We start from the raw sequence: 15970 nt of genomic DNA, 5'->3' as shown, positions 1-15970 counted from the left end.
ATGTTTAACAGAGACCGTTGGGACGAAATATTAGAAGCATTAACCGCTAATAAGTTTAGAACTTTTTTAACCGCATTTGGTGTGTTTTGGGGTATCACAATCTTAGTATTGTTACTCGCTTTAACAAACGGATTAAAAAATGGTGTCATGTCCGATTTTGGAAACTTTGCTACCAACTCTATGTTTATGTGGACGCAAGGAACTTCAAAACCTTATAAAGGCTTACCAAAAGGCCGCTATTTTAATTATAAAATAGATGATGTTGCTGCAATTAAAAGTCAAGTCCCTAATTTAAAATATGTATCACCAAGAAATCAATTAGGAGGTTTTCAAGGTGCAAATAACGTAGTGAGAGGTACAAAAACAGGTGCTTTTGAAATTTACGGTGATTATCCTGAGTTTATAAAACAACAGCCTATGGATATTGTTCAGGGACGTTTTATTAGTTATTCGGATATTAATGCCAAACGAAAAACATGCGTAATTGGTACAGGAGTTGTTAAAACTTTATACGGTAAAGAAGAAGCTGTTTTAGGAACTTATATAAAAGTTAATGGCGTTAATTTTTTGGTAGTTGGTGTTTTTGAAATGAGTAATAGTCAAGGAGACAGTGAGCAAGAAGCGAGTACTGTATATATTCCGTTTACCACATTTAGTCAAGCTTTTAATAAAGGAGATAATGTAGGATGGATGGCTATTACAGCTGTTGATGGAATTAGTATTACCACCTTTAAGCAACAAATTTTCGACTTAATGAAGTCTAGACATAAGGTTGCACCAAATGATGATCGTGCCATTGGACATTGGGATTTATCAGAACAATTTGAACGTATAAACGGTTTGTTTTCCATATTGTCTTTTGTTGGGTATTTTGTTGGCGCTTTAGTATTAATGTCTGGAATTATTGGAATTAGCAACATTATGCTAATTGTAGTTAAAGAACGTACCAAAGAAATTGGAATTAGAAGAGCACTTGGTGCCTCACCATGGACTATAAAAAGTCAAATTTTACAAGAAAGTTTATTATTAACCATTCTTTCGGGTATGGTAGGAATATCGTTTGCAGCATTTGTGATATGGGCCATCAATTATATTTTAGATATAAGCGGACCTGTTGATAATTTTGTAAACCCAAGTGTAAGTATGAGTGTCGTATTTACAGCTTTAATTATATTAGTTGTTTCAGGACTTTTAGCAGGATTAATTCCTGCAAATAGCGCCACTAAAATGAAACCAGTAGACGCTTTAAGAATTGAGTAGAACGTAATTTATATAACCAATGAAAAGAACTAAAACCGTAATCATATTATTAATAATAGTGTTTGTATTTGCAGGCGCATTATATTATTTATGGCAAAAAAATAGCCAAAACCCTATTACGTATACTACAGAGCAAGCAAGTGAGCAAACAATTGTTGTGAAAACAGTTGCCACAGGAAATATTGTTCCGAAAGAAGAAATTTTAATTAAACCTAATATTTCGGGAGTTATTGAAAAAGTGTTTATTGAAGCCGGTGAATATGTAGAATCTGGAGATTTAATTGCGCAAATTAGAGTGATTCCTAATGTATCATCACTTACAAGTTCAAAAAATAGTATTGCTACTAATCAAACAGGATTACAAACAGCAAAAATTAATTTACAAACACAACAATCTAATTACGATCGTCAAAAAGCGTTATTTGAAAAAGGGGTGATTTCTGCCAATGATTTTGAAGCCGTAAAAAACATCTATTTGCAAACCAAACAAAGTGTTGAACAAGCAAAAATTAACGTAAATTCTGCACAGCAAAATTACGATATTATAAAAACAGGAACTACAAGTGGTTTAGGTAATATAGCACAAACTCAAGTGAGAGCTACAGTTTCTGGAATGGTTTTAGACGTACCGGTTAAAGCCGGAAATCAAGTTATTGAAGCTAATAATTTTAATGAAGGTACATCTATTGCATCATTAGCAGATGTAAAATTTATGATTTTTGAAGGTAAAGTTGATGAAAGTGAAGTAGGAAAAATAAAAGAAGGTTTACCATTAGAAATTACCGTTGGTGCTATTGAAGGGACAACTTTTGAAGCCGTTTTAGATTATATTGCTCCTAAAGGTGTTGCCGAAAATGGTGCTATCCAATTTGAAATAAAAGGGTCATTAAAAAACATCGATTCTACTTTTATTAGAGCAGGTTTAAGTGCAAATGCTTCAATTATTTTAGAAAAAGCAGATAAGGTGTTAGCAATAAAAGAAGCTTTGGTGCAATATGACTCTGAAACTAAATTGCCATTTGTAGAAATTGAAACAGGGGAACAACAATTTGAACGTCGTACAATTGAAACAGGTATTAGTGATGGTATTTATGTAGAAATTAAAGAAGGCATCACAGCAACAGATAAAATAAAGGTTTGGAACCAAGTACAAGGTGTGCCAGATTATGCTCAAGATAATTAATTAAAATAAATTGTAACACTTTTACAGTTATATAGACTTATAGTTTAGTTATGAAAAAATCAATCATCATATTAGCCATATTAAGTGCTTTTGCATCGCAAGCACAAAATAAACTTTGGACACTACAAGAGTGTGTTAACCATGCGTTAGAAAATAACATTACGGTTAAACAAAGCGCTTTGGATTTACAGCAATCTGAAATTAATAAAAAAGATGCTTTTGGTAATTTCTTACCAACTTTAAATGCCTCAGCTTCGCACTCATGGAGTATTGGTTTAGGGCAAGATCCTGTAACTTTTAATGCGGTAAACTCTACAACAAAAAATCTTGCTGGAGGAATTAGTTCGGGGGTTGATATTTTTAAAGGACTTCAAAATATTAATCAATTACACCGTTCTAACCTTCAAATTTTAGCATCACAATATCAATTAGATAAAATAAAAGATGATGTTTCATTATTAGTAGCTAACGGATTTCTTCAAATTTTATTTAATAAAGAACAATTAAAAGTCTTATTGGCACAACAAATTGTATCTGAAGAAGAACTAACTAGAACCACGCAATTAGTGGATGCTGGTGCACTTCCGAAGGGAGATTTATTAGAAATTCAAGCAACTATTGCTACACAAGAACAACAAATTGTAAATGCTGAAAATGCGGTATTATTATCAAAAATTCAATTAGCACAAACCTTATTAGTTAAAGATTACGAAACGTTTGATGTTGTTAATGAAGATTATTTATTACCATCTAGCTCAATTTTAAACGAGTCGCCAAATAGTATTATAGCAAAAGCTAAAGAAGAGCGTTACGATATTAAAATAGCACAAACCAATGTAGAAATTGCCGAAGACAACATTAAAATTGCTAAAGGTGTTTTACTACCATCGCTAAGAGGGTCGTATAGTTTTAGTACTAATTATTTTACTTCTGGATTGTTTGATACCGATGATTTTGAATCTCAAGTGTCAGATAATAAAAGCCATAATTTTAGCTTACAATTAAGCATTCCTATTTTTAATGGGTTTTCGGCACGTAATAATGTTGAAAGAAATAAAGTGAGTTCTGAGCGTGCAAAAGTGCAATTAGAACAAGCTAATTTAGATATGGAAACTGCAGTTTACCAAGCGTATAATGATACAAAAGGCGCGAAGAAAGCTTTTGAAGCTGCTCAAACTACATTAGCGGCAAGAAAAGAAGCTTTTAATTATTCAAGAGAGCGTTATAATATTGGTATGTTAAATGCTTTCGATTTTAGTCAGTCTCAAAATAGATTTGAAGCTGCTCAAAGTGACGTTATTCGTACTAAATACGATTATATATTTAAACTAAAAGTATTAGAATTCTATTTTGGAATACCTATTACAGATATCAACTAATCATCATGAACAAAACAGCCAAAATAATTGTAATATCAGCAATAGCCTTAATCTTACTATTAGTTATAGGAAGTAAAATGGGTGTATTCGGTAAAAAAGGAAACTTTAAAACCGTTACTACTCAAAAAGTAACACTTATTGATATTGTTGAAACAGTTTCGGCTACCGGAAAAATTCAACCAGAAATTGAAGTTAAACTATCCAGTGAAGTTTCGGGAGAAATTATTGAATTACCAATTGTTGAAGGACAACAGGTGAAAAAAGGTGATTTGTTAGTGCGTGTAAACCCAGATATTTACCAATCGAGTTTAAACCGTTCACAAGCTTCTCTTCAAAATGTAAGAGCAGGATTAAGTCAGGCAGAAGCATCACTTAAAGAATCTAAAGCTACATATACTAGAAATAAAACCTTATTTGAAAAAGGAATTATATCAAAGGCAGACTGGGATAAAGCCATTTCAAGTTACGAAATAGCACAAGCCAACAAACAATCAGCATATTATAATGTGCAAAGTGCAAGCGCAACGGTAAACGAAGCAAACGATAACTTAAATCGTACAAATATTTACGCGCCAATGAGTGGTACAATTTCTAAATTAGATGTTGAACTTGGTGAACGTGTGGTAGGAACTCAGCAAATGGCGGGTACCGAAATTATGCGTGTAGCTAACTTAAACAACATGGAGGTTGAAGTTGATGTTAACGAAAATGATATTGTTAAAGTGCAAATTGGTGACTCTACAATAGTTGAAGTTGATGCGTATTTAAAAAAGGAATTTAAAGGAGTTGTTACTGAAATTGCAAATTCTGCAGATGGAACATTAACCGCAGATCAAGTGACTAATTTTAGAGTAAAAGTTCGTATTATTGAAGAATCTTATAAGGACTTAGTAGAAGGAAAGCCGGAACATTTTTCACCATTTAGACCAGGAATGACTGCTACTGTTGATATTATTACCAATAAAAGGGCAAAAACTGTTGCCGTGCCAATTAGTGCTATTGTGATTAAAACAGATACAACTACAGCAAAGACAACTGTAGATAAAACAATGCCAGTAATAAAAACTGATTCTGAAGAAAAATTTGAATGTGTTTTTGTAGCCAATAATGGAGCTGCAAAATTACGTGTTGTAAAAACCGGAATTCAAGATAATTCTAACATTGAAATTATATCAGGCTTAAAAGAAGACGATGAGATTATCACAGGACCATATAATGTAGTTTCAAAGCTATTAAAATCTGGTGATAAAATTGAAATTGAAGGCAACAAAACAGATTTGGAGTCTAAAACCGAATAAACTTAAATAAAGTGGCGTTAATACTTAATATAGAAACAACAACAACAAACTGTTCAGTCTCTCTTTCTTATGAAGGAGAGATTTTGGTTTTAAAAGAGGATAATAATGCAAACTATTCGCACGCCGAATGGTTACATGTTTTTATTGAAGACATTATTGCCTCATCAGATTATGAATTAAAAGATATTGATGCCGTAGCAGTAAGTAAAGGTCCAGGGTCTTATACGGGATTACGTATTGGAGTTTCGGCAGCAAAAGGCTTGTGTTTTGCTTTAGATAAGCCGTTAATTTCTATTTCAACCTTAGAAGCTTTAGCGCATCAAGTAAATGCAAGTGAAGGAGTAATTATACCTATGCTAGATGCTAGACGCATGGAGGTATATTCGGCAATTTTTGATAGTTCTTTTAATGAAGTTCGTAAGATAGAAGCTCAAATATTAGATGAGACTTCTTTTGCGTCTTACTTAGCAAAAGGCTTGGTGTATTTTGTAGGAAATGGTGTTGAGAAAACCAAAACATTACTTACAAGTACTAATGCTATTTTTGTAGACGATAAATTACCATCGGCAAGAGAAATGGGGGCTTTAGCAGAAATAAAGTACAAAAAAAACGACATCGAAGATGTCGCTTATTTTGAACCTTATTATTTAAAAGATTTCATTGCATTAAAACCAAAACCTAAGGTTTAAGCTTCTTTATGAATTTCAACTTGATGTGGATAAGGAATTTCAATTCCAGCAGCATCAAGAGCTTCTTTAGTTTGTTCTGTAACATCAAAAAATACAGTCCAGTAATCTGCAGTTTTACACCAAGGTCTTACAGCAAAGTTAATTGAACTATCTGCTAATTCAGATACGTTAACTGTTGGTGCAGGATCTTTAAGTACAAGTGGGTGAGAAGAAATCACATCCATTAATACTTTTTTGGTTTGTTTGATGTCAGAATCATACCCAACTCCAAAGGTTAAATCTACACGACGTGTTCCTTGTGTACTATAGTTTACAATGTTTCCGTTAGATAAAGATCCATTAGGAATAATAATTTCTTTATTAGAAAGTCCTATAAGTTTTGTTGTAAAAATTTCAATTTCTTTTACAACACCTATCTCACCTTGAGCTTCAATTAAATCTCCAATTTTAATTGGCTTAAAAATCATAATTAAAACACCACCAGCAAAATTACCAAGTGATCCTTGTAAAGCTAAACCAACAGCTAAACCAGCAGCACCTAAAATTGCAGCAAAAGATGTTGTAGCAATACCAACTGTACCTAAAACAATAATAATAAGGATGATTTTTAAAGTCCAGTTTAAAAGGTTTAATAAAAACTTTTTTAAACTAACATCAAATTCACGTTTGTCCATTGTTTTACTAAGTCCTTTGAGTAGCATTTTAGCAACCCATGAACCAACAATCCATATTACAATTGCTAATATTATTTTTGGTCCGAAGTCCATTATAATTTCATATCCTTTTTCAATCCATTTGTCTAATTCCATTCTTCGTTTTTTTAAGTTTAAAAATTATTGTTTAGTTGTTATTGTATTGTAAATGATTTGTATAATTTAGTTTTTTCACACAAAAAAGCGCTCTAATTTGTGTGAGAGCGCTTTTTTGTATAAAAAAACTTATATCATATTGATGTAGTTAACAATTTTAGTTAAATCAAGCTCTTTTTTTAGTTTCAATTTTTCAGTTTTCATAAACTTTTCAATTTGTCCTTTTTTCTCTGGAAAAAGTTTTAAGAAATCTTTTTTCTTTCTTGGAACTTCAATTGCGTTTCCATCGTCAAGTTTAATAAAAAACTTATCGTTAAGGTTTTTGTAATGAGCAGGACGATCTTTATCATAACTAGATGTTGCAAAAGTTTGGTCGATAAATTTTTTGTTCTTTTTTAATAGTAAGTTTACTTTAGCATCAGGATTTGTTAAGTGCATAAAGAAACCGTTTTGTAACGTATTATCTTCAATGTAGCTAAAAATCTGGTACGTCTTTTTTTCTTTTAAAAGAGTAATTGTAATGTCTTTTCTTCCGTTTTTGTTTAAAGCATAAAGTTCTCCATTGTCTTTTTGTACTTCAAATTCATCTAATAAAGCGTTGTACTTTACTTTAAATATTTCTGTTTCAGAAATTGAAATTTTCGCCACTACAAATTCATCAGTCGCATAAGGAGTTCCTTCTACATTCGCATTTGTTACTCTTGCTGTTGTTCTTATAAGTCCATTATAACCATCAAAAGTATTATTGTCACCAACTAGTTGGGCGTGTGATAAACTGTAAAAAGAAAGTGCGAGTGCAAATAGTGAAAATTTTAATTTCATAGGTTTTGTTTTTATTTTATAAATGTGAAAGCCGTAAAAGTATAAATACTAATAAGAAAATGACAATGGTTTATGTTAATCTTAACTTATTTTAATACTACAAAAGTAGTGCCAGTTAATATTTTTGTTTTTTTTATTAAAAAAGTAATTATCCGTTGATAGCTTCAACACTACTTACTTTTCCAGGTAACATTTCTTTAAGCATGTTTTCTACACCACTTTTTAATGTGAATGTTGAAGAAGGACATCCGCTACAAGCGCCTTGTAAAACAACTTTCACTTTTTGAGTCTCTTTATTATATGATTCAAAATAAATATTTCCACCATCACTAGCTACAGCAGGTTTTACATATTCTTCAAGAATATTAATAATTTCTTTTGAAACATCGTCTAAAGTTTCAAAATTATCATCCAACTGTTTAGTTGTTTTTTGAAGTGTTTCTTTAGCATTTGCAACAACTATTTCTTTTCCGTTTTCAATATAAGTTCTAATAAATTCGCGAAGCTCTAATGTGATATCATTCCATTCGGCAACATCATATTTTGTAATTGAAACAAAATTTTCATCTAAAAAGATGCTTTTTACAAACGGAAAATGAAATAACTCTGTTGCTAACGGAGATAGTTTTGCATCATCAATTGATGTGAATTCAAACACAGATGTTACCAATTTCTTGTTGGCAACAAATTTTATTACAGAAGGGTTAGGGGTGCTTTCAGCATATACAGTAACCGGTACTTTTTTTATACTTACCGAAGTATCTGCAATAATTACACCATCATTATTAATGTAGTCTTCAATTTGTTTAGCAACTTCATCTTGTACATCTACCCATTCAACAATATTATAGCGCTCAATAGCTATAAAGTTTCCTGAGATATATACTTTTTTTACAAACGGTAAATAAAATAATTGTTGTGCTAGAGGAGAGGTTTTTGCTTCGTCTATATTATTGAATTCAAAGCTTTGGTGTTGAGTTAAAAACGTATCTGCTTCAAATTTTAAAATTAAAGCATTATTGGTTGGTTGTATTTTAATTGTAGTGTGTTCCACAGTAATATTTTTTTTGCAAAAATAAGCAAATCAAAATTGAACTTCAGGATATAAGTTTTTTATATCTCTTAACGTTAAGTTGCTTTTTAATGTTAAATGTGAAATTTTTGTTAAGGATTAAAGGAGTAAATTAGTTAAATTTTATTAAATTTCCGCCTTAATACGAATCTCTGTAGTGATACTTAAGTAGTATAAGTTAATTTAATGTGTTTTTATTAAGAGGCTTAAAAGTTTTTTTAATAAAATTATTTGAATTTTGAGAGTTAATTATTACTTTTTTAGTAACTAACATCAAGTGCTTATGTTTAACTTGAATTACTATTAAGATAATAGAATTTATTAAAATATGAAGAAATTATACGTACTAATAGCTTTTATAATATCCTTTAATTCATTTTCTCAAGATGTATTAATGCAAAATGGTACGTTTAATGCCTGTAGTCCAGATATGTTTTATGATTCGGGAGGGGCAGGAAGTTCATACGCTAGTAATGAAAATTATATTGTTACTATTTGTCCTGATAATACAGATGAGTTTAGTATTATTAATTTTTTAAGTTTTAGTACACAATTAGGATCTGATATTTTAACAATTTATGATGGAGATAGTACTTCAGCTCCTCTTATAGGTTCTTATGATGGGGCAAATTCGCCAGGAAATGTGCAAGCGTCATCAACAAATACAAGTGGTTGTTTAACTTTTCAATTTATATCAGATGGAAGTGGGACAACCTCAGGATGGTCTGCCGAAATTTTTTGTGCAGAACCATGTCAAACTATAACACCTTTAATTACAACAACTCCAGAAGCAAATAGTGCAGGATCTATTCAAATTCTTCCAGGAGACACTGTAGATTTTGTAGGAAGTGCAACGTTTTCTAATGATGGAACAGGAGCAACTTATGATTGGAATTTTGGGAATGGTTCAGTAGGTTCAGGAGCATCAATTTCTCAAATATATAATACACCAGGAACTTACATTGTAACCTTAACTGTTGCCGATACAAATCCTCAAGGATGTTCTGAAGTCATAACTACTAGTGTTTTTGTTTTAGGTGATAACGTTGTGGTAGATCAAGATACTTATACTGTTGAAGAATTAATTATTGATGTTTTAATTGATAGCCCTTGTGCTGAGGTTTCAAATGTAACATTTTCAACCGGAACTAATTATGGTGATGAAAATGGAATAGGCTATTTCTACGGAAATGGAGTGAGTTTTCCTTTTCAAGATGGTTTGTTAATGACTTCAGGAGATGCAAGTTTAGCAGGAGGTCCTAATTCTGGAGGCACACTTAGTGATGGTTCTGGTGCATGGGTTGGAGATACTGATCTTGACAATGCTGTAGGCTTAACAGGAGGAGATACATCTAATAATGCAACTATTATAGAATTTGATTTTGTGCCTTTAGCAGATAATATTAGCTTCAACTTCTTAATGGCTTCCGAGGAATACAACGGAGGCTCGTTTGAGTGTACGTATTCAGATGCTTTTGCCTTTTTACTTACAGATGAATTAGACAATACCACTAATTTAGCAGTATTACCAGGAACAACAACACCTATATTAGTAACTAATATTCACGAAGCTAATACAAGTTGTGGAGCTATAAATGAAGAATACTTTGGAGGTTACACTGCAACAGGTCAACCGCCAATATCTTTTAATGGCCGTACAGGTGTTTTTACAGCGCAATCTGATGTAACTCCTGGAGAAACATATCATATAAAACTAGTAATTGCAGATTCTAGAGATAATTCATATGATTCAGGAGTATTTATTCAGGCAGGAAGTTTTAATATAGGAGGAAGTTTAGGAGACGATTTAACTATTTCTGCGGCTAATACAAGATGTGAAGGAGAAACTATCGTTTTAGATACTCATGCTTCTTCAGCAGTACATACATGGTACAAAGATGGTGTTGTTATCCCAGGAAATACAAGTTCTACATTAGATGTTACAGAAAATGGAGAATATACAGTTAATGTTGTGTTTTCTGCAAGTTGCCAAAATACAGATTCAGTAGTTATTGAGTTTTATCCAGCGCCAACGGTTCAATCTATTGAAGGATTAAGTAGTTGTACACCAGGAACAAGTGCAGTATTTAATTTAACTGAAAATGATGATAATGTGATGGGGACACAAGACAATACCGTGTTTACAGTATCATATTATCAATCACAAGCAGATGCCGATAATAACACAAACCCTATTGCAATACCAGGAGCTTACACAGGAACTGATGGCGAAATTATTTACGTTAGAATTCAAGATATATATAGTGAAGGTTGTTTTGATGTTTCTCAATTTCAATTATCAATAGGAAGTCCTTCAATAAACGATGTACCGAATCTCATCACTTGTGATGACGACAGTAACGATGGTTTTGAAGAATTTGATTTAGAGAGTCAAGACTTAGGGATTTTAGGCGCTCAACCCGCAGCAGATTTCAATGTTAGTTATTATACTAGTTTTGCAGATGCTGATTCAGGAACGGATGCATTACCGAGTCCTTATACAAATACCGCTAACCCACAACCAATTTTTGTACGTGTAGAAAGCGCCGGAGATTCAGCCTGTTATATTGCTTCACCTACTGCAGTTTTTGAGTTAATAGTAAATACAAGAGCTATTGCTAACCCAATAGATGATCAAGTATTATGTGATGATCCTAGTAATGATACTATAGAAGTTTTCGATCTTACCTCACAAGAGTCTACAATTTTAGGCACACAAGATGCTACGCTTTATAATATTACTTATTATATCGCCCAATCCGATGCAGAAAACCCATCAAATGCGATACCTAATCCATCAGCGTATAGTAATATCATCAACCCACAAACTATTCATGTGCGTGTTGAAGATCCTTTATATCCAGAATGTTACGGTTATACCACGTTTGATATTATTGTAAACGAAGCTCCAACGGTTATTGTGCCAACCACATTATTTGTATGTGATGATGATACCGATGGATTTGCAGCATTTATGCTAAGCGATAAAAATACTGAGATTTTAAACGGACAAACCGGACTCACAGTAAGTTATTATCCAACATTAACAGATGCTGAAGACGCAACAAATGCGTTAACCGAACCTTATACAAATACCACAATCACTACAGAAACTGTTTTTGTAAGATTAGAAAACACGACAACCGGTTGTTATAACACGACTACATTAGACTTAGAAGTTAGTGTAAATCCAGTAGCGATAACACCAACGGCATTAGAAGTTTGTGATGATGATAACGACGGATTTTCAACTTTTGATTTAACACTTAAATCTTCAGAGATTTTAGGAGGACAAACAGGAATGACTGTAAGTTTCTACGAGACTCAATCTGATGCAGAAAATGCAGTTAACCCATTAGCCAGTCCTTATGATAATATTAATCCAGGATCACAAACGGTTTTTGGAAGATTAGAAAATGATGCCTCAGGATGTTATGATACGGTGGAGTTAATTTTATTAGTTAACCCATTACCAACAGTGCCAACCATCACCGCTTTTGAATTATGTGATTATGATAATCCAGGTGATGAGGTAGAGCAATTCGATTTAAGTTCAAAAGACATCGAAATTATTAACGGACAAGTTAATATTGGCGTGAGCTACTATGAAACAGAAGCAGATGCTGAAGCAGGAACCAATGCTTTAATTGGTTTATATACCAATACAAGTAACCCGCAAACGATCTATGTACAATTAGAAAACACAAATACAGGATGTATTGAAGTAGGAAGTTTTAACCTAGATGTTAATCCCTTACCAACTTATGTCGTGCCAACACCATTAGAGGTTTGTGATGATAATGTACCAGATGGTATAACCGATATTGATTTAACGTTGAAAAACAATGAGATTAGTGGAAATAACCCAAATTATTCAATGAGTTATTACACCTCTCAAGCCGATGCTGATGCAGCAACAGGAGCTTTAACTATACCGTATACAGGAACAGATGGCGAAATTGTTTTTGTAAGAGTTCAAGATATCAACACTGGATGTTACGCCACAACAACCTTAACTTTAGTTGTAGAGCAAGCTCCAGTAGCAAATGACCCAACAGCATTAGAATATTGTGATCCAGATAGTGATGGATTTGGGGTGTTTACACTTACAGATTCAGACAACGAAATCACAGGCGGTGTTGCTGGTTTAACGGTAAGCTACCACGAAACCATGGCAGATGCAGATAATGATGTCAATCCATTAGCAAGTCCATATAATAATATTGTAGCCAACTCTCAAACGGTTTACGCAAGAGTAGAAAGTGCAACAATAGCAACAGACTGTGCAACGATTGTAACTTTAGAGTTAATTGTAAATCCAACCCCACAATTAGGAGTAGGACCAACAGCCTTAGAAGTTTGTGATGATATTTCAGCAGACGGATTAGCGCAATTTAACTTAAGCTCAAAAGATGCAGAGATTTTAAGTCCTCTTGCAGACCCAACGTTATATACCGTAACTTATTACGAAGTAGAAGCGAATGCAGAATCAGGGACAAATGCAATTTTAACACCAGCAGCTTACACAAACACCACACCATTTAACCAAACGTTATGGGTACGTGTTGATGATGATGTTAATGGGTGTTATAAAGTGACAACTTTAGAGTTAATTGTAAATGCCTTACCAGTCTTAGTACAACCTTCACCATTAGAATTATGTGATTATGTGACTTTAGGCGATGAGCAAGAGGAGTTTACATTAGAAGATGCCAACGATGAGATTTTAAACGGTCAAACGGGAATAGGGCTAAGCTACTACGAAACTCAAGCCGATGCCGATGCCGGAACAGGTGAAATTACAGGACCATATACCAACACGGTTAATCCTCAAACAGTTTATGTAAGAGCAGAAAATAATGTGACAGGATGTTATAACACGATTACTTTAAACTTACGTGTAAATCCTGTACCATCACCAGAAGCTAATCCAGAACCTATAGAAGAATGTGATCCAGATAACGATGGTTTTGCAAGTTTTGATTTAGAAACACGTACCGTAGAAATTATTAATGGCGAATTGGATATCGCTATTACTTATCACGAAACACAAGCTGATGCAGATAATGCTCAAAATGCATTAACAAGTCCGTATGAAAATATCGTAGCAAATACTCAAATCGTTTTCGCTAGAGCGGAAAATACAATCACAGGATGTTATGCTGTTGTAGAATTAACCTTAAATGTATTGCCTTCACCAGTTGTACCAACAGCTATTGAAGACTATGTGATTTGTGACACTGATAGTAATGGAATTTCACAATTTGATTTAACCACAAAAGATGCAGAGATTTTAGGTACACAAGATGCAACATTGTTCACTTTAACCTATCACTTATCACAAGTAAATGCAGAAGACGGAACAAATCCAATTGTAAATACAACAAGCTATACTAATCAAATTAACCCACAAACCTTATATGTAAGATTAGAAAGTGTAGCCAACGGTTGTGTTACTACAGGAGAGCTTGAAATTAGAGTAGAGTTACCACCAGTAGCAATTCAGCCAACACGATTAGCACTTTGTGATGATGCCATTGCAGATGAAGTTACTGTATTTGATTTAACGGTAAAAGACAATGAAATTACAGGAGGCGAAGCAAGTTGGAGTGTAAGTTATTATGAAACACAAGCCGATGCAGACTCAGGAACAAATGCGGTAGATGCAACAGCGTATACTAACACATCTGTAGGCGGAGCAGCAGCAAATCCACAAACACTTTATGCGGTTGTTACCGATACTGATACTGGATGTACAGATATGACCACGTTAACCATACGTGTGTTACCAAATCCTACACCAAGTTTAGATCCATCAGATTTAGAATTATGTGATGATACTAATCCAGGAGATGGCGTTGAAGCTTTTGATTTAACACTAAACGAAGTGTATATTTTAAACGGAGAAACAGGAGTAACACCAAGTTATTATGAAAGTGAAGCTGATGCAGAAGCAGGAGCAAATGCTATTGCAACACCAACGGCTTACGAGAATATTGATAGTCCAACGCAAACAGTTTACGTAAGAGTGACTAATGATATTACTGGATGTTTCACCTTAGTGAATTTTAATATTATTGTACACCCATTACCAGATGCTGTAGCTATTACAGATTATATTTTCTGTGAAGATAATACCGATGGTTTTGCAGGATTTGACTTAACAACAAAAGATGCAGAAGTTTTAAACGGACAAGACGCAACACTGTTTACAGTTACTTATCACGCAACACAATTAGATGCGGATGATTTAATGAACGCTTTAGTAAGTCCTTATACAAATACCACTAATACACAACAAGTATTTGTAGCAATAACCAATACTATTACAGGATGTTCAGTAAGTACAGAAAGCTTTAATTTAGAAGTACAAGAAGCAGCAGAAGCAAATAGCGACGGTATAGCAATTGTATATGAATTGTGTGATGACAATATGGAAACAGATGCTGATGCTACAAATGATACGGTTCAGTTTGATTTAACCACTCAAAACGACTTCTTATTAGACGGGCAAAGTGATGTAGATTATACGGTAAGTTATTATGCTACCGAAGCAGAAGCAGAATTAGGGATAAATCCATTACCAACCTTATACGAAAACGTCATTAACCCACAAGTTATTTACGGACGTGTAGATAATGATACGACACCAGATTCTATCTGTTATGCTGTAGCCGAATTAACATTAGATGTAAATCCGCAACCTGTATTTGATTTAGATGCGAGTTATGTATTATGTGTAAGTTCAAACGGAAGTGAAGTTATTGATACCCCAATTTTAGAAACAGGCTTAACAAGTCCGGAATATACATTTGTATGGTACTTAAATAGTGTTGAAATAGCAGGAGCAACCTCACCAAACTATATTCCAACAGAAGGCGGAACTTATAGTGTAACGGTAACCGATGTAACCACATCAACAGTAACCATGTGTGAACGTACCGATACGACAGAAGTTATAGAAAGTGCACCACCAACAATAGTTGCAGATGTATTAACCGATGCTTTTTCAGAAAATCATATTGTAGAAGCTATCGCAAGTGGCGCAGGAGAATATGAATACAGTTTAGATAACGGACCATGGCAATTAAGTGGTGTTTTTGAAGACGTAAGTTCAGGAGATCATGTAGTTACTGCTCGCGATATGAACGGATGTGGAACTACAGATATCACAGTTACGGTATTAGATTATCCAGTATATTTCACGCCAAATGGTGATGGATATCACGATACATGGAACATAATTGGATTTGCTGACCAACCAAGCGCAAAAATTTATATATTTGACAGATATGGAAAACTGGTAAAACAGATTAGTCCATCGGGAGATGGTTGGGATGGAAATTACAATGGAAACCCAATGCCAACAAGCGATTACTGGTTTGTAGTAGAGTATAACGAGCCAAATACTGGCGCAAGAAAAGAGTTTAAAGCCCATTTTACTTTGAAAAGATAAAT

The 15970-nt window shown here is 33.5% G+C and carries 9 protein-coding genes; 6 read left to right on the top strand and 3 right to left on the bottom strand.

Annotation, left to right across the window (positions count from 1 at the left end):
• The 5 genes from ACU4C5_RS03670 to tsaB are packed head-to-tail and all read left to right on the top strand — an operon-like array spanning position 1 to position 5809.
• The gene (locus ACU4C5_RS03670) at positions 1-1260 is read left to right on the top strand and encodes an ABC transporter permease (protein ID WP_446845701.1); all 1260 of its coding nucleotides are present in this window, start codon (positions 1-3) and stop codon (positions 1258-1260) included.
• Between the two features lie 19 nt (positions 1261-1279).
• Positions 1280-2443 (top strand): efflux RND transporter periplasmic adaptor subunit, encoded by a 1164-nt coding sequence (locus ACU4C5_RS03665; RefSeq protein ID WP_446845700.1) that lies wholly within the window; start codon positions 1280-1282, stop codon positions 2441-2443.
• A 50-nt stretch (positions 2444-2493) separates the two neighbouring features.
• Entirely contained in the window at positions 2494-3822 is a 1329-nt protein-coding gene (locus ACU4C5_RS03660) for a TolC family protein (RefSeq protein WP_446845699.1), read from the top strand.
• Positions 3823-3827: 5 nt separating this feature from the next.
• Positions 3828-5120: an efflux RND transporter periplasmic adaptor subunit gene (locus ACU4C5_RS03655; RefSeq protein ID WP_446845698.1), complete on the top strand. Its 1293-nt coding sequence runs from the start codon at positions 3828-3830 to the stop codon at positions 5118-5120.
• A gap of 11 nt (positions 5121-5131) precedes the next feature.
• Complete coding sequence (tsaB, locus tag ACU4C5_RS03650; protein ID WP_446845697.1) at positions 5132-5809, top strand: tRNA (adenosine(37)-N6)-threonylcarbamoyltransferase complex dimerization subunit type 1 TsaB; 678 nt, start codon at positions 5132-5134, stop codon at positions 5807-5809.
• Here tsaB and ACU4C5_RS03645 read toward each other — a convergent pair.
• The 3 genes from ACU4C5_RS03645 to ACU4C5_RS03635 form a co-directional block, all read right to left on the bottom strand.
• Positions 5806-6618 (bottom strand): mechanosensitive ion channel family protein, encoded by an 813-nt coding sequence (locus ACU4C5_RS03645; RefSeq protein WP_446845696.1) that lies wholly within the window; start codon positions 6616-6618, stop codon positions 5806-5808. The two genes, tsaB and ACU4C5_RS03645, sit on opposite strands and share 4 nt — an antisense overlap.
• 129 nt (positions 6619-6747) lie before the next feature.
• Positions 6748-7440 carry a hypothetical protein gene (locus ACU4C5_RS03640; RefSeq protein WP_446845695.1) on the bottom strand — a complete coding sequence of 231 codons (693 nt, stop codon included), beginning with the start codon at positions 7438-7440 and terminating at the stop codon, positions 6748-6750.
• A 148-nt stretch (positions 7441-7588) separates the two neighbouring features.
• The gene (locus tag ACU4C5_RS03635) at positions 7589-8494 is read right to left on the bottom strand and encodes a NifU family protein (RefSeq protein WP_446845693.1); all 906 of its coding nucleotides are present in this window, start codon (positions 8492-8494) and stop codon (positions 7589-7591) included.
• Positions 8495-8840: 346 nt separating this feature from the next.
• Here ACU4C5_RS03635 and ACU4C5_RS03630 point away from each other — a divergent pair, with 346 nt between their 5' ends.
• The gene (locus tag ACU4C5_RS03630; protein WP_446845692.1) at positions 8841-15968 is read left to right on the top strand and encodes an FIDD domain-containing protein; all 7128 of its coding nucleotides are present in this window, start codon (positions 8841-8843) and stop codon (positions 15966-15968) included.
• Positions 15969-15970 lie beyond the last annotated feature (2 nt).

Source organism: Lacinutrix undariae (genome assembly GCF_052934785.1).
This window is presented reverse-complemented; position numbering and strand designations above follow the sequence as displayed.